The following is a 20,389-nucleotide window of genomic DNA, read 5'->3' on the forward strand; positions in this document are numbered from 1 at the left end:
TCAAAACCACATTTTGTAAGAGGAATATGTAATAGTAACAGTGAGTTCCAGGTATTGTAATTTAGGTGAAAAATAAACAACAAGCGCTTTCTGGAATTGCTTTTTTTTATCATTTTCTGATCGCTTTCACCATCCTGTCTTTGCCCTGCAGATCTTGCCTTACTACCACTGTTTCGAATAGCTCATTCGTAAACAGAGCCGCCACTTCATTTGCCAGCGCCATATGTGTTTCCATGTACACTGCTCCTTTTGTTTTCAAATATTGGGCTGAAAAATCTGCAATCGCTTTATAAAAAATCAAAGGATTTTCATTTTCAACAAATAATGCCAAATGCGGTTCAAATTCAACAACATGTTTTTCCATTTCCACTATTTCTTCATTTGGAATATAAGGTGGATTACTTACGACCACATCAAACATTCCAAGTTGCTGCCAGTTTGCGGTGTTTAAAAAATCCAGTTGGTGAAACTGAACATCAGCATTCAATGTCGCGGCATTTTGCCTGGCAACATGTAATGCCGCCTCGCTTATATCGCAACTTTTTACTTTGGCCCAGGCAAGATTTTTTTTGATGGCAACTGGAATACAACCGCTTCCCGAACCGATATCCAAAATGGAAAATTCTTCCCGCTGTTTGTTTTGAAAATCATTCACCACCCACTCCACCAACTCTTCTGTTTCCGGCCTCGGAATAAGCACGGATTCGTTTACATAAAATTTCATTCCATAGAACCAGGCTTCACCCAATGTGTATTGAATGGGGCGATGCTTTAAAAGATCATCGCTTACCTGCTCCAGTTTTGCCATTTGTGTTGCGGTAAGACCGACGTGCTTGTTTACCACACGGTCAATTTTCTTCCAGCCGGTAATGTTTTCCATTACCCAATCGGCAATATTTGCGGCTTCGCGTGCGTCATACACGCCGGAAAGGAGCGAAAGCAGTTGTTGCTGATGGTCGTTAAGCGTCATGGTTCAAAGATAAGGCAATGCCTAACGTAAAAGGCTTAACGCTTAACGCTTAATGCCAAACGCCTTTAGGTGCGCCAGTCCTGCGTTCCGTGTCAGGCGTTAAGCGCTGGGCGTTGGGCATTCTGCGTTAAGCGTTAGGCATTAGGCGTTAAGCATTAACCCTTATCTTTGCCCATCTACAAATGACCTCCCACGAAACATATATGCATCGCTGCATTGAACTGGCAAAAAATGGCGCCGGGCATGTAGCTCCCAACCCTATGGTGGGTTCTGTGCTCGTGCATGATGGCCGTATCATTGGAGAAGGTTTTCACCAGGCGTATGGCCAGGCACATGCAGAAGTAAATTGTATTAATGCCGTGAAAGATGCAGACAAACATCTGATTCCCCAAAGCACGATTTATGTTTCGCTGGAGCCCTGTGCGCACTTTGGCAAAACGCCACCTTGTGCAGACAGGATCATTCATGAGCGCATTCCCAAAGTAGTTGTAGGTTGCCGCGATCCTTTTAAACAGGTGGATGGAAAAGGGATAGAAAAATTAATGAGCGCAGGCATCGAAGTAACTATAGGTATTTTGGAAAATGAATGCAAGGAACTGAACAAACGCTTTTTTACTTTTCACACGAAACATCGTCCGTACATTATTTTAAAGTGGGCGCAGAGCAACAATGGAAAAATCGGAGGTGCTGATTTTAAGCGAATCAATATCAGCAATGATTTTTCCAACCGGCTGGTGCACAAATGGAGAAGCGAAGAATCGGCGATCATGGTCGGCACCAACACCGCATTTCACGACAACCCTTCTCTAACAACACGTTTGTGGAAAGGCGCGGATCCAGTGAGGATATTTCTTGACATGGAACTTAGCGTGCCGTCAACACACCATATTTTAGACAATTCTGTTCGAACAATTATTTTCAATAAACACAAACATTCGCAAGCGGAAAACATTGAGTATTATCAGATCACAGAAGATGTAAGCATTGTTCACCAGATTGCTGATGCTTTGTATCAACTGCAAATTCAAAGCGTGTTGATCGAAGGTGGGACGCGACTCCTGCAATCTTTTATTGACGAAGGATATTGGGACGAAGCAAGAATAATTACCAATGAAAAACTAATGATTGATGAGGGCATTCATGCACCATCATTAACAAACGCCCTAAAAACCGATGAAATCAGGTTGCTTACTGACAGAGTCGATTTCTTTACTAATAACAGCAGACCTTTTTAACCAAACATGAGCGACCAGGAATTTTATTACACTATCGACAAAACAGCCGTTGCAGAATATAAAGACAAAGGAAGCAAGTTTATTGCCTATGCTTTTCCTATTAAAGATGCAGACGAGTTTAAGGCAAGATTGGCAGACCTGAAAAAAGAACATCCTAAAGCTTCTCATCATTGCTTTGCCTACCGCCTTGGACTTGATGGCAATAGTTTTCGCGTAAGCGATGATGGCGAACCTTCCGGAACAGCGGGCAAACCGATTCTCGGCCAGATCGATAGTAAGCAACTAGTGAACACTTTGGTTGTGGTGGTGCGCTATTTTGGAGGAACGTTGCTGGGTGTGCCCGGTTTGATCAACGCATACAAAACCGCTACCTCATTGGTTTTGCAGGTCCTACCCATTTCCCAAAGACCTGTCGAAGTATCTTACAAAGTTGATTTCGACTATACCTGCATGAACGATGTAATGATGATCGTTAAGCAAACAGGCTGCACGATCATTAAACAGGAAATTCAACTATTCAGTCATTTGATTATAGGCATTCCTAAAACGCGATTGCAGGAAGTGGTGTACAAGCTGGAGGAACTGCGGAATGTTGAGGTGAAGAAAATTTGAGAATTTGAAAATGTGCTAATTTGAAAATGCGCTAGGTCGAGCATTTTTCATTAAAGAATATCTCACATCAAACCTGTCAGTAATAAGGGACGAATGCTGCACTGAATGAATTTTCAAATTTTCAAATCTTCAAATTTTCAAATTGGGAAGCTCTGCTTCCATGAAAATCACACCCGGCAGCGGATTGTGGTAATAAGGATCGATCGTGTTGAACCCGTGCCGTTTGTATAAGTTGATCGCGGCTTGCATTCTGCTTAATGTGTCGAGCCACATGTGCGTGTAGCCGAGTTGTTTGGCCTCTTTTAGAAGTTCTTCTACCAGGACATTTCCAATACCGTGTTTCCTAAATGCCGGTTTAACATACATGCGTTTCATTTCGCAATACGCATTTCTGTTGGCCGCAGCTGATAAATGATAGTGCGGCAAAATGGCCTGCAGCGCAATACATCCGGCAACTTCTCCATTTACAAAAGCTAGTAATATCAAGCCTTTGGGCGGACCGTATTTTAGTAACGGCTCTTCCAATTCTGACTGAACTGACTGAAACGACAGATCTTCTCCCAACTCAAGAAGATATTCTTTTGTGAGTTGAAGGAAAAGATCAAGTCCATTATGATCTGTTATTTTTTCAATGCTTATCATGCGTCTCGATTTTGAATGATCGATTGTCGGTCTGGGCGAATGCGATTCGCCCTGCTACAATTTGCCCGTGATTTTGTATATCCAATATCCGACAAACTCTCTTATAAAAATGCGCCATTGCACAAGATTATCTATACTTGGAACAACATAGTCACCAAAAGAAAAACGGCTTTTAACTGTTTGATATGCGCATGGATAAATATCTATATCAAGCCCGGCTTTTTTAAATACGCCCGCTGCCCTTGGCATGTGGGAAGCAGATGTAACCAATACATACGGCGGTTGCAGATGCAATGAATCAAGCATCCGTTTTGAAAACATGGCATTTTCAAATGTATTGCGCGACCGTGATTCTGCAAACACATCTGCTTCTTTAACACCATTTTGTTCGAACATGTATTTCGCGAAATCCGCTTCCTTGGGATTCTCCTGGTTAATGGACCCATCGCCGCCGGAGACAATAATCTTGTTTATAATTCCTAAATGGTACAGTGTAGAAGTGGCCACGAACCTGTCTGAGGTTGCCGAGAGATAGCCTTTTCCTTTGGCATCAAAAACAGTAAAGCCGCCAAGTAGAATACCTGTGCTGTATTTCTTTGTGAGCGTTACAGGAGAGGGCTGCCACGCATTGATGACGAGACTGTAAATGACGTCATTGGTAAAAAAGATGAACAGAACGATTGCAAAAATGGTGGCTCTCTTTTTCCACTTGCCTTTTTTAAGAAATGCAGCTAATATGACAACTAATATCAGCCATGCCGTTGGGTCTATGAATACTGTAAGGAGTTTTGAGAGAATGAAGAACATGCAAGGTTGATTATGGAACAAAAATAACTGAATAACTGATTAACTGAATAACTGAGTGCTTCATTCCAAAGTCAACTATGACTTTCAACCACTCAGTTATTCAGTTACTCGGTTATTCAGTCATTCGGTTATTCTATCTGCTCAACTTCAGCACCACCACGTCATGCGGCTGTATCGTAGCTTTGAAAGGCTTATCCGTAGTTCCTGATGCTTTCTTTTGCCAAAGGTCGCGGAGATTATATTTAGTCTTTGAAAAGTCGATAGATGTTTTCGACAACGTGTCGTTAACAGTATTTTCTTTCCAGTTATAAATGAAATTCTTTGCGGTGCCTGATCTGTTTAAGAAGCAAACGGCAAGTTCGTTGTTTTGCAAAGGCTTGATCCATATTTCAACGCTATCTTTTACATCTGCACTATAGCCCTGAATACCCAATGCATCCTGGTCTACACCGATCATTTCTTTATTGGTAAGAATATCTTTTGTTGCTGCGGACATGCTCCGAATATCATTGCCAGCCATCAAAGTCGCAGCCATCATGCACCAGATGGAAAAGTGAGTTCTGTCTTCTGCCTCAGTCATACCGTTGCCCACTTCCAGCATATCCGGATCGTTCCAATGTCCTGGACCACTGTATTGACGCAGGTCTTTTTGCAGATCAACGATCTTCATCACGCAATTGGCGTTCCATGTTCCCTGGTTGTGAATGCCTTCGAAACAATTATAAATATCGCCGGTTGTGCGCCACAAGTGCCCAACATTCGCGGCCCATTCCCATGGCTTGTTGCCGCCCCATTCGCAGAGACTGAATACGATCGGACGTTTTGTTGCAGTAAGGGCTTTGCTCATGGTGGTATATGCTTCTTTGGCATTAATACCGTCGCTATTGCACCAGTCGAATTTAAGGTAATCAACACCCCATGAGGCATAAAGACGCGCATCATTGTATTCGTATCCACGTGTGCCGGGATAACCCGCACAGGTCTTCGTTCCGGCACAATTGTAAATGCCAAACTTCAAGCCCCTTGAGTGGACGTAGTCTGCTACTGCTTTGATGCCATGCGGAAATTTCTGCGGATCGGGAACGAGGTTACCATTCTCATCTCGGTCCATTGCCATCCAGCCATCATCAAGCACAATGTAAGTATATCCGGCATCCCTCATACCAGATGATACAAACATATCGGCCACTTCCATTACCATCTTTTCATCAATCTTTGTTTGAAAAGTGTTCCAACTGTTCCAACCCATAGGAGGTGTTAAAGCAAGGCCATTTGTTTTTTGTGCAAACATTTTTAGACCACAAAGGAGCGAGACTGCAAAGAGTAGTTTTTTCATATAGTTAGTTGTAGAGTTTCAAATTAATAATTAATAATTAAGAATTAATAGGTGTCGCTTCGAAAGAAAAATCAACAATTCCATATTCAACATACAGACAATTAGCATTCAACAAAAAATGTTGCTTTATTAATTCTTAATTATTAATTATTAATTAAAAAAAGTGCGGTGAAAATAAATCTCACCGCACTTTGTCCAAAATACTATTTTATCTATTTCACGTCAATATTTACTGTTGCTGAGCTTAGGCCGGGAGAAGTGGCAGTGAGCGTAACTTTTCCTGCCTTAGCCGCTTTAACAACGGCCAAACAAAGACCATTGAAAGCCTTTCTGTGATTTGCTTTGAATGATTCCATGCTCGTTTGGGAACCGTTATCAACACCAGCAATTGAGCCACCTCCGGTAAGCTTGAACTGCACGTCATTAGATGCATCAGGAACAAGGTTGCCATCTTTATCTTCAATACGAACAGTCACGAAAGAAAGATCTTCGCCAGCTTTGATGGCTTTTCTATCTACTTGCAAAATAATTTTCGCTGGAGCACCAGCTGTTCTTACCTCTTTAGTTAAAACTACTTTCCCGTTTTTGCGTGATACAGCTTTTAATGTACCCGGCACAAAAGTGGTGCGCCACATTACATGCAGGTCATCGCCTGTTTTCCTTTTAACGCCCAATGATTTTCCATTCACGAATAGTTCTACTTCATCCGCATTGTTGTAATATGCCCACACGTCGATTGTTTGCCCGGGTTTCCAATTCCAATGCGGTAAAATATGTAGCACTGTTTTATCGGTCCAAACACTTTGATAGAGATAGTATGAATCTTTTGGAAAGCCCGCCAGATCTATGATTCCAAAGTATGAACTGCGAGCAGGCCAAGGATACGGCGTTGGTTCGCCGATATAGTCAAAGCCTGTCCAAATGAACATGCCGGACACATGAGCCATTTTTTCAAACACCTTCAAAGTTTCTTCGTGTGTTGAGCCCCATGGCGTAGCACAGTTTTCATAAGCAGAACAAGTAAGATCTGCGTTGGCGTCTGTCAACGGTTTGTCCCATTGCTGCGGCCAGCGGCGAATGCTATCGGAAGGCATATCGTAATGTCCACGTGTTTGCAGGGCAGATACAGACTCTGTTACGATGAATGGCTTGCGATACCATTTGATGATCGCAGAATCCCAATCTTTGTGATGATAGTTGTAACCGATGATATCTGCAGCATTTGTTTTCAGCAGTGCATTGTAACTGTTAGGTTCGTTGTTTGCGGTAACAGTTGGCCTTGAATCATCCAACGATTTTACAATACTAACCAACTCGCGAAGAATACCTGCGCCCAGTGTATCACCGTCTTTATCCCACTGTTCCATGATCTCATTACCCACACTCCAAATGAAAACAGACGGGTGATTGCGATCACGCATTACCTGGTCGGTTAAATCTTTCTTGTGCCATTCATCCCAATACAAATGATAGTCGTAAGGATTTTTTTCTTTCTTCCACATATCAAAAGCTTCGTCCATTACAACAAAACCCATTTTATCACAAAGCTCTAAAAGTTCCGGTGCAGGCGGATTATGCGACGTTCTGATAGCGTTACAACCCATGTCTTTTAGTATTTGCAATTGTCTTTCCAACGCTCTTGTATTGATAGCCGCTCCCAAACATCCGAGATCATGGTGATCGCAAACGCCACGAATTTTCAGATGTTTTCCGTTGAGGAAAAATCCTTTGTCTACATCGAAATTGAAATAACGAACGCCGAAGTTTGTTATGTATTCATCAATCACTTTTCCGTTCTCTACAATCTGCGTTATGGCTTTGTACAAATAAGGTCTGTCAACTGACCAGAGATTTGGTTTTGCGATCAAAAATTGTTGTGTTGTATTTGTAGTACCTTTTTGCGGAACCGCAATATTGTTGCTGCTTGTGCCGACAACTTTGGAAGTAGCATCGTAGAGAGATGTTTTCACCAAAACGATTCCGTTTTCAGCTTTTGCATTATTAACAGTGGTGGTTAAAACAACTTTTGCGGATTGATCATCCACTTGCGGTGTCGTTACATGTGTTCCCCACTGGTCAACGAAAACATCGTTAACAATAGTGAGCCATACATTTCTATAAATACCCGAACCACTGTACCAACGAGAGTTTGGCTGCTTTGAATTATCAACTTTTACTGCGATAATATTTTTCTCGTTGCCATAGTGTAAATAAGGAGTCAGGTCATAGCGGAAGGAAATAAAACCATTTGGTCTTACTCCCAATGAATGACCATTGATGAACACTTCACTGTTCATGTACACGCCATCAAAATCAATGAACACTTTTTTTTCTTTCGAAGTTGCGGGCATTGTAAATGTTTTTCTGTACCAGCCCAATCCGCCTCTCAGCGCACCACCGCCTGTTCCTGTTGGGCTCGTAGAATCGAAAGGCAATTCAATGCTCCAGTCATGCGGAAGATCCAATGACCTCCACGAAGCATCGTTAAAAGTTGCCGACTGCGGATCAGTAGCATTGCCTAAATAAAACTTCCAGTTGCTGTTGAAAGATGCTGTATTTCTCGTCTGCGCAATGGCAGCAGCAGAGACAAAAAGCAGCAAGGCAAGTGAGAGTTTTTTAATCAATGGGAGATTCATATTTTTTAGTTTATCGATGTTGGAGTGGTTAAATTCATTTTTAAAATTCTTTTCAGCTTACTAAAAAAACTGCCTTTGTTCATTTCGTCATCCAAATATTTTTTCCAATTAACATCGAACTTTGCGCCTTTCATAATTCGCCTACTCTCTGGTGGTATCGCTACAAGAGCTTTAAATGGTCCAGTGCCTTGTTCTAAATAGTAGATTTCACTTTCGTCTCTAAATCTCCGACTAAAAAACAAGTGAACAACTGTCAAATTTGGCGTTGAATAATATATGCTGCCATCCACCCATTTAGGTGTTTTGTTGTCCTGATAAAATAAATCAACGACCTCGTTGAACGATATTTGTTTGCCTTGAAGTTTGTTCCATTTTTTTAAATAGCTATTTTCCTTTGCAGTCAAATGATCGCTGGCCCTCCTATCGCGGGGCTCAATAATAAATTCATAGTTACCTGAAAGTTCGTTGAAACAATTCTGAGATGTCCAATCATGTAGATGAACAAGCACTAGTTTGAAATGATCGATGAATGTTTGTCTATCCATTATGTTGCTTATTTAGACAAGGCTCGTACCTTCAAGAATTTTCCTTGTATCACAAATCACCATCTTCCTTTTCGTATCCTTCGTAGTAATAGGATTGCTCTATACCTTTAAAAATAATTTCCCGGTTATCTATCTCATCTGTCAAATTTTCGAAAAGCAGTGTTCTCAATTCCAAATCGTTGATAGGGCTGCGTTCCATTGCCTGCAGGTAAAGTGTCTTGTCCACAAATTGCCAGTTCACTACTTTTTTCAAATTTGCCTTTAAGACCAAATCCAACCAAATGCGCATTGTGCGTCCGTTACCTTCCATGAAAGGATGAGCAATATTCATTTCTACATATTTGGCAATAATTTCGTTAAAAGTATTTTCCGGCATTAACTCCACTTTTGCCAAAATCTCGTTCAAATACAAAGCTGTTGCAAACCTAAAGCCACCTTTCGAAATATTCTGTGTGCGTATTTTTCCTGCAAAATCATAAAGTCCGTCAAATAAATATTTGTGAAGCTCCTGTAAACTTTTAGTAGTGCCGATTTCTATTTTGTTTATATCGCCACTTTCAAACAAGCGGTAAGCATTTTCTAAACTTATTTTATCTATATTTTTCATGCTAGTCTTAAATTAATATATCGGTTCTTCCGGAAGCTGAAATAGCCGACTAACACAAATATATACGCTATTTCAATCTAATAAAACTAGCCTTCAACGCTTCTCGCTCGGTGCCGCACCCAGATCTGACAGGTTTTAAAACCTGTCAGATCTGGCAAGCCGCAACTTCTATACGAACATCAAGAACGTGCATCAAAAAACACCTTACAAATTCTGACCAAAAAAACTTCTTCATTTAAAAAGCAATCCGATGGCCTTCGAAGCTTTCGCCCGACACCACCGGATGCTTGCTTGCTTATAGTAATTAAAAAGAGACGCCCAAAATAGTTGAGAGTGGAGAATTGAGAGTGGATAGTGGTTAGCCTTTTTTCGAATAGTCGGCACTACTGACGATCAACTCTCAACTCTCAACTCTCAACTCTCAATTCTCAACTCCCTACGGTTTTGGCTTGAACCTGAATCCCAAATAACAAGGATCAACAGTTCTTATAACACCCAGTACAACTTCATTTGCTGTTAAACGGATCACTTTAACAGAGTTCCAGTTTGCTACCGCACTGTGATAATCTCCACCAAACAACAACTCGCAACCGTTCAAATTAATCATCTTGTTTGCGAAATCATAGGAGAAGGTTCCCACACAAGTTGAAGCATTACCGCTTGCATCTTTTGATATCTTGGTGTAGTTGAAATTACCATTCAAATCAAACTTAATTTCACCATAATCCCTGCTCGGCATGATCCATGAATTGCTTGCCAGGTCTGGCTCCCATGACCAATCGCCGGAACCACCTTTGCCCCAGTCCAATCCATAGAAGCCCATTGGATTCACCATATCAAGTACCCATGTTTTACCGGCTTGTCCGTTGGTTAAAAGGTTCCAGTTTGGGTTTGCAAAAAATTCATCATCGTTTTTGGTAACATTGATTTTTACAGAATCCTGTACAAATCCACCACCTGAAATGACGCCGTATTTAATAACGTTCGCTCCACCAAAAGGCAGCAGCACCGTATCTTTCACGCGAGTAGAGAATGATGTACCGAAGGCCCATGAAGGACTTGCGTTCGGTGTTTCGCTGTTCAGGTAAGCTACGTTATCGTGACTTGGATTTTGTGTTACACTGAATTTCAATTGCGACTTATCGATGATTGCAGGCAGTTCCACTCTTTTTTCGCTTGGCGAACATGCAGCAAAAGCGGCTATGATCACAGCGATTGAGAATATATATACGTTTTTCATTTTGATCTTTTTGATTGTTTTGAATATCAAGAGATATCTATTCCGTTTTAGTTCCATCCCGCATTTTGCGTTAGTGTTCCGTTTGACAATCCTATTTGTGCTTGAGGTATTGCAAACAAACCTTTTGTTTCCTTTCGGAAGCTGACATTGAAATCAGTACCACCGGTTGTATTGTCGATGGCTTGTTTGGTTGCATCCAATCCTTGTCTTAACAAATCCCAATAACGCTGGCCTTCAAGAGCGAGCTCCAATCTGCGTTCGTTTAACACAAGGTTCAAGCCCGCAGCATCACCTGTCAATGTTTTTCTGTGCAGTGCATCACCGTAGGCTCTGTCTCTGATCTGGTCGTAATAACCTTGTGCTTTCGCCAGATCTGATGCAAGATTTAACTCCGCTCCCATCAACAATACATCTGCGAAGCGAATGGCAACGTAGTTATCATAGTTATCAATTTGAAAATCGCCGCCGTTTGCATCCGGTCTTGATGCATCATTTACCGGTGCATATTTTTTCCAGAAATAGCCAGTGTACTGATATTGATCGCCCACTGTGTAAGTCAGGTGCTCATCATCGATTGAAATGATAGAGCTTCCTCTTCTGGTGTCAGTTGCGTCATAAGCGTTCCACAATGCATTGTTCACTGTTGCTATGCCCCAACCTTTGTAATAGTTGCCCAGCGCCTGGTTGCGAAGGCCCACCATTACCTGGAAGCGGTTACCATTTTGTTTGTTCCAGTCTCCTTTACCCTGATCTGTATATTGAATTACGAAAACGCCTTCCTTATTGTTTTGTCCCGCGAAATTTGTTCCAGATGCTGGTCTCCACAAGTTTGCAAACTTATCAACCAACCCATATCCGCTGTTTTTGATCACGTCTTCTACAGCTGCAGTTGCATCCTGTTTTGTAAAAACGCCCATCAGATCCGGCTTAGCGTAATACCCTGTGTAATACAAATACACTCTTGCCATCAATGCTTCGGCAGCCCATTTGGTGGCACGGCCGTAATCAGTTGCTTTAATAGAAGAATAACCAACTGCGGAAGGCGTTAGCAATGTGATCGCTTGTTTAAGATCCGATGCAATCAGGCGGTACACGCTATCCGCAGAAGATTGTGGTATGTAGTAGTTGCTTCCCTCAATCGGCTTTGTAAGCAAAGGCACATTACCAAACATGCGCACCAAATCAAAATAATAGTAAGCTCTCAGGAAATAAGTCTCACCCAAATACTGACTTTTCAATTCCGGTGTTGTTCCAAAATCTACATTGTCCATTTGAGAAAGAAGTACGTTCGCTCTGTAAATGCCTTGGTAGTATTTCTTCCATGCATCTGAATTAAGGTTGGTATAATCCTGGAATTTGTCCCACTGTCTTGGACCGTTATCAGCCAAACCACCGCCGCCGAAACAATCGTCAGACGTGATCTCAGAGCTTAGCACGATGTTGCCGTAACCTGTTAGATCCAGCACATTATAGGATGCCACCAATGCTTTGAAAGCATCATCTGGTGTTTTATAAAAATCTTCCTGTGCAATAGCATCTACAGGCGTTTTTTCGAGAAAGCTTTTCTTGCACGATGCAAGTGCAACGATTGCCACAAGGGCTATAAAAATTTTATTATTGAGTTTCATCTGTTAATTTTTTGTTCGTTAATACGGAACGCAGATTTTCATGGTTTTCATGATTCTCATGATCTTTTTTGTTCTTCATTTCTCTTCGGTATTCAAACAATTTCATCATAAAAATCTTGACAATCTTTACTATCAGCGTTCTTTCTCTTAAAGTTTCACATTCAATCCTACCAAAATTGTTCTTGGTGTTGGATAGCGGCCTATGTCAATACCGGATGACCATGTATTGTTATCAGCTTCTGTGTTGCCATAACCAACTTCAGGATCGATGCCGTGATAATGTGTGAACGTATACAAGTTCAATGCAGACACATACAAGCGGCATTGCTGCATAGGCACGTTCTTCATCAACCTTTTCAAATCATATCCAAGGTTGATGCTTTTTACACGCATGAACGAAGCATTGTGAACATACAGATCTGAGAAGTTGCCCCAGTTCTTATTCAACTCATCGCCCATTGTTACTCTTGGCAATTTGTTTGATGTTCCCTCTCCTGTCCACCTGTTCAGGATGTCAGTAGAATAGTTATTGTAAAATGCATCGATCGCCCTTACGCCATCCACTACCTGGTAACCACCGGCACCGCTCAGCTGGATAGAAAGATCAAATCCTTTGTAAGCAGCAGAAAGATTTACACCATAAGTGTTGGTTGGAATCGGGCTGCCGATCTGTGTTTTATCGTTGTCATCAAGCACGCCATCTTTGTTAAGATCAGCAAAGCGAACGTCGCCAGGTTTTGCATTTGGTTGAATCAAACCGTTTTTGCCTGTATAGTCGTTAACCTCTTTCTCATTCTGGAAGATGCCTGCCGTTTTATATCCCCAGAAATAACCGATTGGGTGACCAGATTGCACGCGATAAAATTCAGGAGTAGTAGATGATAACACGTTGTTGGCTCCATGCATAATACCATCTGCAGTAGCAACTTCAAGCACATTGTTTTTATTGAACGCAATGTTACCGCCAACGTTGAATGTTACTTCACCAATTTTGTTCTGATAGTTCAAAGCAAGCTCCACACCTTTGTTCACCACATTTCCACCATTGATGAATGGAGCGCCTGTTCCTACTAAGTCTGGCACCGGCACTTGTACTAACCAGTCTTTTGTTTTTTTGTTGTAATAATCGAAGTTGAAGTTGAAATGCTTTAAGAAAGTCATATCAAATCCGATGTCTGTTTGCTCAGATGTTTCCCATTTAAGATTTGGGTTTGCAATAGCCGCAGGAGCAGCACCGGTTGAAACAACAGTGTTATTAACACCTCCGAAATAGTAACCAAGGTTGGTTGTTGTAAGAGTTGACAATGCTTTAAAATCTGGAATTCTGTCGTTACCATTTCTTCCCCAGCCTGCGCGAATTTTCAGGAAGTTGATCGCTTTAGTTTTGAAAAAATCTTCATTGGTTACTACCCAACCCGCAGATACTGATGGGAAAGTACCCCATTTATTGTTGGTACCAAATCGTGAAGACCCATCCTGGCGAATGATTGCAGTCAGCAGATATTTTTCGTTGTAGTTATAGTTAACCCTACCGAAGTAAGAATTAAGTGCATATGGAGTACCAGAAATACCATACGCTTTCGCAGTTCCTTGTGTAATATTTGTAAGAACGGCGTGATCGAAATCAGCAATCGTAGTGATGCCTGTTCCGCTTCCTCTTACATTAAACAAAGAGTATTCTCTCGCACTGGTACCTACTACAACATTCACGTTGTGCAGGCCGAATGTGTTTGTATAGTTCAAAGTATTGTCCCAGTTCCACGTATAATTTTTATACATCTCCTGTGCAGCTATAGTAGAGCTGTTTACAAAATTTGAACTCAGGTTATAGATCGGAGTGAATTTTTGATAAGTGTTGTAAGAAAGATCAATACCGAAATCGCTGCGGAATTTCAAGCCTTTTACAATAGCTACTTCGCTATACAAATTACCAAAAATGCGATCGTACACAGTTTGGTTATTGTAGCTTACATCCATCACTGCTATTGGGTTTGCTTCGCTTGCCTGCCATGACTTTCCGTAGCTGCCATCTGCATTGTGCACAGGAAACACAGGGCTTGCATTCAAAATGGCACGCATGGAGTTGCCATAAATGTTTCCTGTTCCGATACCGTTTTGGTTAGAATGTGTGTAGGTTAGATTCTCACCAACTTTGATGATGTCTTTGTACACTTTGTGCTCTGAATTAATTCTGAAACTAACTCTTTCGTAAAATGATTTGCCAGGCAATCCAATTACACCCTGTTGTTTTTGGTACGATAAGCCTGTTGAAAAAACAGACACATCGTTACCACCTGAGTAAGTAAGATTATAATTCTGTGTGGCTGCATTTTTCACAGTGGCTTCTTTTTGCCAGTCCGTGCCTGCACCCATTGTGTCTATTTGTTTTTGAGAGTAGAAGAAGTATGGTCCTCTGCCAGAGTTGATCGCCGATTCATTCATGATGATGGCATACTCTTTTGCATTGAGCAATGCTAATTTTTTGGCAGGATTTTGCCAGCCATAGAATGCATCAAAGGACAGCGATTTCCTACCATTCTTTCCGCGTTTTGTGGTTACCAGCACCACACCATTTGCGGCTTGTGTACCGTAGATCGCAGAGGATGCGGCATCTTTCAAAATGTCCATCGACTCAATGTCTGCCGGATTCAAATAAGAGATATCTGTTGTTGGCATACCATCCACTACATAAAGTGGATTAGAATTACCGGTGGTACCCGTACCCCTGATAGCAACTCTCGGCGCATCACCAGGCTGTCCTGATGTTGATGAAACATATACGCCTGGCGCTTGTCCCTGCAATGCATCGAGTGTAGAAATGGTGTGGTTACTTTCCAAACCAGCACCCTTAACACTGCTCACAGCGCCGGTTACCACTTTCTTTTTCTGGCTGCCATAACCTACTACAACCACTTCATCCATGTTGCTTTGGTTTTGATCCAGTTCTATCTTAATATTATTTGTTGCAGCTGTTACTTTTATTTCTTTTGCGGCATATCCTAAGTGGCTTATTTGTATTACGTTTCCATCGGCCACTTCAATGGAGAAGTTGCCTTTGTCATCGGTGGCGGCCCCTCTCGTTGAGCCTTTGATAAGAATTGTTGCAGTGGAAATTCCTTGTGAGGTTTTTGCATCTACGACCGAGCCTGTTATTTTTCGCAGTGCGGCGTTTTGTGCAAAACTACTTTCGCTAAGCAGCAGTGTGGTGATGAATGCACAAAGCATAAACACCAATCGCTGGTTGAGTTTTCTTTTCGTCATATGCAAGTTTTACGTTTAAGTAATTAAAAATGAGTATTAGTAGTAGTAAGAGACAGTTGTTAGTTGTTAGTTTCTAGAGATCGGTTGTTAATTGAAAGGGAATGTCACACATAAACCCTAACAACTAACAACCACAACTCAGTAGTAATCCAGAACACCCTTCAATTATTCAGTTATTCAGTTATTCAGTCATTCAGTTATTCAGTTATTTTCTTTTCACCACAATCTTCTTTCCTGTGTAAGTCACGTTCACGTCGCCTTTCGCGTCGGCGTCAAATGCCTGCGCGTTGTTTTTGCCGATCCATTTTATATTGAAGGTTCTCTTCTTCAACATGCCATCGAATGTGCCGCTTCTTTCGCCGATGGTAAGCGTTCCGTCGGTTTCGTTGTAAGTGATTGGAATGTTTGCAAATGCACCTTTCTCGTAGTTGTACTTCAAGCCGTCATCTTCATACAGAGAGAAACTGCCGTCTTTTCCAGTGTATACGTACAGCGTAATTACAGTGGCCGGTTTTTCAGAAGTAAATTGCAACTCGGGACCAACAGGCACAATCGCACCTTCTCTAACAAATAATGGAACACGTTCGTAAGGCGCATCAGCATTGATGGTTTGGCCGCCGTCTTCATATTTTCCGGTGTAGAAATTATACCAACCGTTGCCTTGTGGCAGATATACATTGCGGCTCGTTGCTTTGTATTCCAATACAGGACTTACAAGCAATGAAGGACCAAACATAAACTGGTCGCCAATATTTTTAACCTTTGGATCAGTATTGAAATCCATCACCAATGCACGCATTGGCGTATAGTCGTCCTGATAAATTTTTCCTGCGAAAGAATAGATGTAAGGCATTAATCTGTACCGCAGATGATCGTAATATAACATGCTTTTGTATGCTGGGTGTGTTTCGGGTGCTACATTGTAAATTTCACGGTACGGAAACTGACCATGCACACGAAACAGCGGACAGAAAGCACCAAACTGGTACCAGCGTGTCATTTGCTCGCGCCATTCTTCAAGGTCTTCGCCTTGCGCATGCTCATATCTTTTTTCAACGGCAAAGCCACCAATATCCATGCTCCAGTAAGGAAGCCCGGACAAAGAAAAATTCAATCCTGCGGCAATCTGGTCTTTCAAATCATGCCAGCGTGCAGCTATATCGCCACTCCATATTACAGCACCATAACGTTGGGATCCTGCAAATCCGGAGCGTGTTAAAATGAAACTTCTTTTGTTAGGGTCGGTATCACGTTGCCCTTCATAAATGCCTTTTGCATTTTCAAGAGGATACGCGTTTAAGTATTGTGCAGCAGGGCCCGCAGCAGTTGGCTGCATTTGCTCTATTCGTTTTTCAGGACTCACATTCGACAAAATATCCGGTTCACTTGCATCCATCCACCATGCATCAACACCTTTTGAATACAGGTTCTTATTAAGCAGATCCCAGAAACCTTTGCGTGCATCTGCGTTGAACGCATCATAGAAAGTAGATACATATCCTTGTGCTATCCAATCACGCTGTCTGTCCGCTACGTTTCTTTTATACAACCATCCGTTTGCATTGAACTGTTTGTATGCTGGAATGCCTTCGTAAAATTTTGGCCAAACAGAGATCATAAAGTGCGTATTCTGCGCATGCAATGTTTTGATCATTCCTGTTGCATCGGGAAAACGTGAACTATCAAACTGCTGGCTTCCCCAATCATCTTGTTTCCAATAACTCCAGTCCTGTACGATGTTGTCCAACGGAATTTTTCTTTTTCTGAATTCTGCTACAACATCTAAAAGTTCTTGTTGTGTTTTGTAACGTTCGCGACTTTGCCATAAGCCCCATGCCCATTTTGGCAGCATGATTGCTTTTCCTGTTAAGTAGCGGTAACCGCCAATTACTTCATCCAGATTTTTTCCGTTGATGAAATAGTAATCAATCTTTTTACCTGCATTCGAAACAAAAGCAAAATCATTCTTCTGTGCCTCGGGAACAGGCGCTTGCCATTTTACCGACAAGTAGCTATCGTTTCCGTCCGGCTGCCATTCTATTTTAATATTGTACTTAACACCTTTTGCCATTTGCAACGGCAACAATGCATCGCCCGGGTTCCATGGTTGTCTCCAGCGATTGAAGAGCAATTGATTGTTTATCCAGATTTTCACATAGCCCGCAGATTTCACATGAAACTGATGCAATCCTGTTATGCCAGATTCTACTGCACCTTCCCATGTTACCAACCCGTTGTTCAAGGCAAAAAATCCTTCGGGAGCTTTTTTGATGTCATTCAGGAACGTATAGTCGATATCAGATTCCGCTCTTACAGCAAATTGTTTGTACGGGCTGTTGTGATGCCCATATGTCGCCGTCAACCAACCGTTGTCTCCTTCTTTTGAATACAATTTCAGGGCAGACAATGGCATCAGCGGACGAACATCTCCCGCAGTGGTCAGTGAATTATTGTCCCAAAGAATACCATAGTTGTTGCTGGACACTAAAAATGGTACAGCTACCTCGGTATTGTTTTGCCACAAAAACACCTGCTGACCACGGTAATTCATTACGTCGCTCTGATGCTGACCAAGGCCGTAAGTGGCTTCGTCGTTTTTCAAAGTGAACGACTGCTGCGTTTCATACAGCGGTTGTCCTTCGTAAACCACATGCCTGAAGTGGCGGCTGTTATCTTTTTCCTGCAATAAAATATTACCGGTAAGGTCCTTGAAAATCACTTTCCCCGTTCTAAGGGAAACCTGGGCCTGGATAGCAGCCGTCTTTACAATGACTTCGTTTTCATTGTTTGTTACATTCCAATTCGAGTTCTTGTTGTTGGGTAGGTTGTCCTGTAACATCAGGCTTTTGTCCGACTCCGATCCGTTTAATGGAGTTGCCACCACCCTGATAATGTTATCGTTGATCACATACAGGGAAAGTTTATTGACACCTTCATCGTTGGGCGCGGAAAAATTTATGGTAATGCCGTTCTGTAATTTTTCTAAAACGGGTTGCTGTGCAGATACATTTATAGCAACCAAAAAAGAAAGGGCGCAAAGCAATGCTACTTTTCTAACAGGCAAAACAATCATTTTATCACAAGTTTTATTAGTTCCTCTTTCGCAATGAAAGACGCCTCGAATATCATCCGAAAACTTTTCTGTGAGGTAAGCTGATTGTTTACGATTAGGGGTAAAAATGTTAACCGGCAGAGAGTGGCTGCGTAATTATTTGATTATTATGAAGTTATTTTACAGCATTAACATTTGACCACCCAAGGACTGAATAACTGAGTAACTGAATAACTGAATGTTTCGGATCGAAAAGTCATTTAGATAATAGAACTCTTCAGTTATTCAGTCATTCAGTTATTCAATTATTTCTTCAATAAAAGATAAAAACATCCTTAATTCCCCTACCTTTGCTAAAACATCGACCAATGCTTTTTTCAAAAACGTGTGAATATGGGATAAGGGCGGCCGTCTATATTGCTTCACAAAGTGATAAAACGGAGAAAACGGGCATTGAAGAAATTTGCGAGAACATAGAAGCACCGAGACATTTTACCGCGAAAATTTTACAAATACTTACCAGGAACCATCTGCTTAGCTCCCAAAAAGGAGTAAATGGCGGTTTCTATATGACGGCCGAACAATTGCAGCAACCGATGATCGTTCTGGTGGAAGCGATTGAAGGAAAGGAAGTTTTATCGAAATGCGGCTTGGGCCTTAAAGCGTGTTCTGAAGTGGAACCATGTCCATTACATAATAAATATGCATCCATCAGAAATAATATTAAACAAATGCTCTCCGGTGTAACGATCAAGGATATGGCAGTTTCTCTGCAAACCGGAAAGGCATTCCTGAAAATCGATTAAAATTTTTTTGACACAATAAAAGACAAAAACATCCTTATTTAAAATTAAACTTACATATTATGAGCTACAGTTCATTAGAGAAAAAACAGGAAACCGTTGGCGAAATGGCCCGCAGAGACTACCGCAAAGCAGAAGTTTTTAAAAAACTAGGCATCGATTTTTGTTGCGGCGGAAAGAAAACAGTGGAAGAAGCGGCTGAAGCGGCGGGACTGGATGTCAACCTGGTAAAAGAGGCGCTGGACAAATCTGAAACAGTAAATGTAGGAACGGCGCAACACGATTTTGATGGCTGGCCTTCGTCTTTCCTTGCTGATTACATTGTAAATGTTCACCACAAATATGTAAGAGAAAGTACCCAACTGCTGGACGAACTGAGCAACAGGGTCGCTTATAAACATGGCGAACGCTTCACTTACCTGCCATTGCTGAGACATTATGTGATGGAGCTGTTGGAAGAACTACATACGCACATGAAAAAAGAAGAAATGATCCTGTTTCCATTTATTAAACAACTTGAGCAAAAAAATGCGGGGACAGCTGGTTCATGCGGAAGTTTCAGTACCGTTCAACAACCAATTTCTGTAATGGAAGATGATCACAACGCAGCAGGTGAACTGGTGAAAAAAATAAAAGACCTGACCAGCAATTTTACAATTCCTGCGAATGCATGCAATAGCCATAACCTCTACTTCAAAAAATTAGAAGAATTTGTTGGTGACCTGTACCAGCATATACACCTTGAGAATAATATCCTGTTTCCTAAAGCGGTGCAGATGGAGAAAGCGCAGTAACTGAATAACTGAGTAACTGAATAACTGAAGGTTTTAATGTTTGAAATTCCGATAGCAATGAAAAACACAAAATAAGCAGAAGGCTTCGACAAGCTCAGCCTGACATTCCGCTAGGGCTGTCAAGCTGAGCTTGTCGAAGCTTCGTTACACATGAGAAATGCCTCTAACAATCTCGATCCAATGAATTGAAACCATTCAGTTATTCAGTTACTCAGTTATTC

At 41.6% G+C, this 20,389-nt stretch carries 15 protein-coding genes; 4 read left to right on the forward strand and 11 right to left on the reverse strand.

Features of this window, described 5'->3' with window-relative positions:
• Positions 1-109: 109 nt before the first annotated feature.
• Positions 110-970, reverse strand: coding sequence for a peptide chain release factor N(5)-glutamine methyltransferase (gene prmC / locus KTO63_RS20800; RefSeq protein ID WP_217793879.1), 861 nt, complete (start codon positions 968-970; stop codon positions 110-112).
• A gap of 182 nt (positions 971-1,152) precedes the next feature.
• Between prmC and ribD the strand changes: the two genes are divergently transcribed.
• On the forward strand, positions 1,153-2,205 hold the full coding sequence (gene ribD / locus KTO63_RS20805; RefSeq protein WP_217793880.1) for a bifunctional diaminohydroxyphosphoribosylaminopyrimidine deaminase/5-amino-6-(5-phosphoribosylamino)uracil reductase RibD: 1,053 nt from the start codon (positions 1,153-1,155) through the stop codon (positions 2,203-2,205).
• 6 nt (positions 2,206-2,211) lie between these two features.
• A complete protein-coding gene (locus KTO63_RS20810) occupies positions 2,212-2,817 on the forward strand; it encodes an IMPACT family protein (protein WP_217793881.1) in 606 nt (201 codons plus the stop codon).
• Positions 2,818-2,946: 129 nt separating this feature from the next.
• On the opposite strand, the gene KTO63_RS20815 is transcribed toward KTO63_RS20810, so the two are convergent.
• The 10 genes from KTO63_RS20815 to KTO63_RS20860 all read right to left on the reverse strand — a co-directional run bounded on the left by KTO63_RS20815 (position 2,947) and on the right by KTO63_RS20860 (position 18,592).
• Positions 2,947-3,459 carry a GNAT family N-acetyltransferase gene (locus KTO63_RS20815; RefSeq protein ID WP_217793882.1) on the reverse strand — a complete coding sequence of 171 codons (513 nt, stop codon included), beginning with the start codon at positions 3,457-3,459 and terminating at the stop codon, positions 2,947-2,949.
• Between the two features lie 54 nt (positions 3,460-3,513).
• Entirely contained in the window at positions 3,514-4,266 is a 753-nt protein-coding gene (locus tag KTO63_RS20820) for a YdcF family protein (protein ID WP_217793883.1), read from the reverse strand.
• Between the two features lie 133 nt (positions 4,267-4,399).
• Positions 4,400-5,602, reverse strand: coding sequence for a glycoside hydrolase family 27 protein (locus tag KTO63_RS20825; RefSeq protein ID WP_217793884.1), 1,203 nt, complete (start codon positions 5,600-5,602; stop codon positions 4,400-4,402).
• Between the two features lie 212 nt (positions 5,603-5,814).
• Positions 5,815-8,238: a beta-galactosidase GalB gene (galB, locus tag KTO63_RS20830; protein ID WP_217793885.1), complete on the reverse strand. Its 2,424-nt coding sequence runs from the start codon at positions 8,236-8,238 to the stop codon at positions 5,815-5,817.
• A gap of 5 nt (positions 8,239-8,243) precedes the next feature.
• The gene (locus KTO63_RS20835; protein ID WP_217793886.1) at positions 8,244-8,783 is read right to left on the reverse strand and encodes a hypothetical protein; all 540 of its coding nucleotides are present in this window, start codon (positions 8,781-8,783) and stop codon (positions 8,244-8,246) included.
• A 49-nt stretch (positions 8,784-8,832) separates the two neighbouring features.
• A complete protein-coding gene (gene fic / locus KTO63_RS20840) occupies positions 8,833-9,390 on the reverse strand; it encodes a protein adenylyltransferase Fic (RefSeq protein WP_217793887.1) in 558 nt (185 codons plus the stop codon).
• A gap of 436 nt (positions 9,391-9,826) precedes the next feature.
• The gene (locus KTO63_RS20845; protein ID WP_217793888.1) at positions 9,827-10,630 is read right to left on the reverse strand and encodes a hypothetical protein; all 804 of its coding nucleotides are present in this window, start codon (positions 10,628-10,630) and stop codon (positions 9,827-9,829) included.
• A 47-nt stretch (positions 10,631-10,677) separates the two neighbouring features.
• Positions 10,678-12,258, reverse strand: a complete 1,581-nt coding sequence (locus KTO63_RS20850; protein ID WP_217793889.1) for a RagB/SusD family nutrient uptake outer membrane protein — start codon at positions 12,256-12,258, stop codon at positions 10,678-10,680.
• 147 nt (positions 12,259-12,405) lie between these two features.
• A complete protein-coding gene (locus tag KTO63_RS20855) occupies positions 12,406-15,519 on the reverse strand; it encodes a SusC/RagA family TonB-linked outer membrane protein (RefSeq protein WP_217793890.1) in 3,114 nt (1,037 codons plus the stop codon).
• Between the two features lie 205 nt (positions 15,520-15,724).
• Positions 15,725-18,592 carry a TIM-barrel domain-containing protein gene (locus KTO63_RS20860; RefSeq protein ID WP_217793891.1) on the reverse strand — a complete coding sequence of 956 codons (2,868 nt, stop codon included), beginning with the start codon at positions 18,590-18,592 and terminating at the stop codon, positions 15,725-15,727.
• Between the two features lie 347 nt (positions 18,593-18,939).
• On the opposite strand from KTO63_RS20860, the gene KTO63_RS20865 reads away from it, so the two are divergent.
• Complete coding sequence (locus tag KTO63_RS20865) at positions 18,940-19,377, forward strand: RrF2 family transcriptional regulator (RefSeq protein ID WP_217793892.1); 438 nt, start codon at positions 18,940-18,942, stop codon at positions 19,375-19,377.
• 59 nt (positions 19,378-19,436) lie between these two features.
• The gene (ric, locus tag KTO63_RS20870) at positions 19,437-20,168 is read left to right on the forward strand and encodes an iron-sulfur cluster repair di-iron protein (RefSeq protein WP_217793893.1); all 732 of its coding nucleotides are present in this window, start codon (positions 19,437-19,439) and stop codon (positions 20,166-20,168) included.
• Positions 20,169-20,389 lie beyond the last annotated feature (221 nt).

It is taken from the genome of Pinibacter aurantiacus (assembly GCF_019130065.1).
In the GTDB taxonomy this organism is placed as follows: Bacteria; Bacteroidota; Bacteroidia; order Chitinophagales; family Chitinophagaceae; genus Pinibacter; species Pinibacter aurantiacus.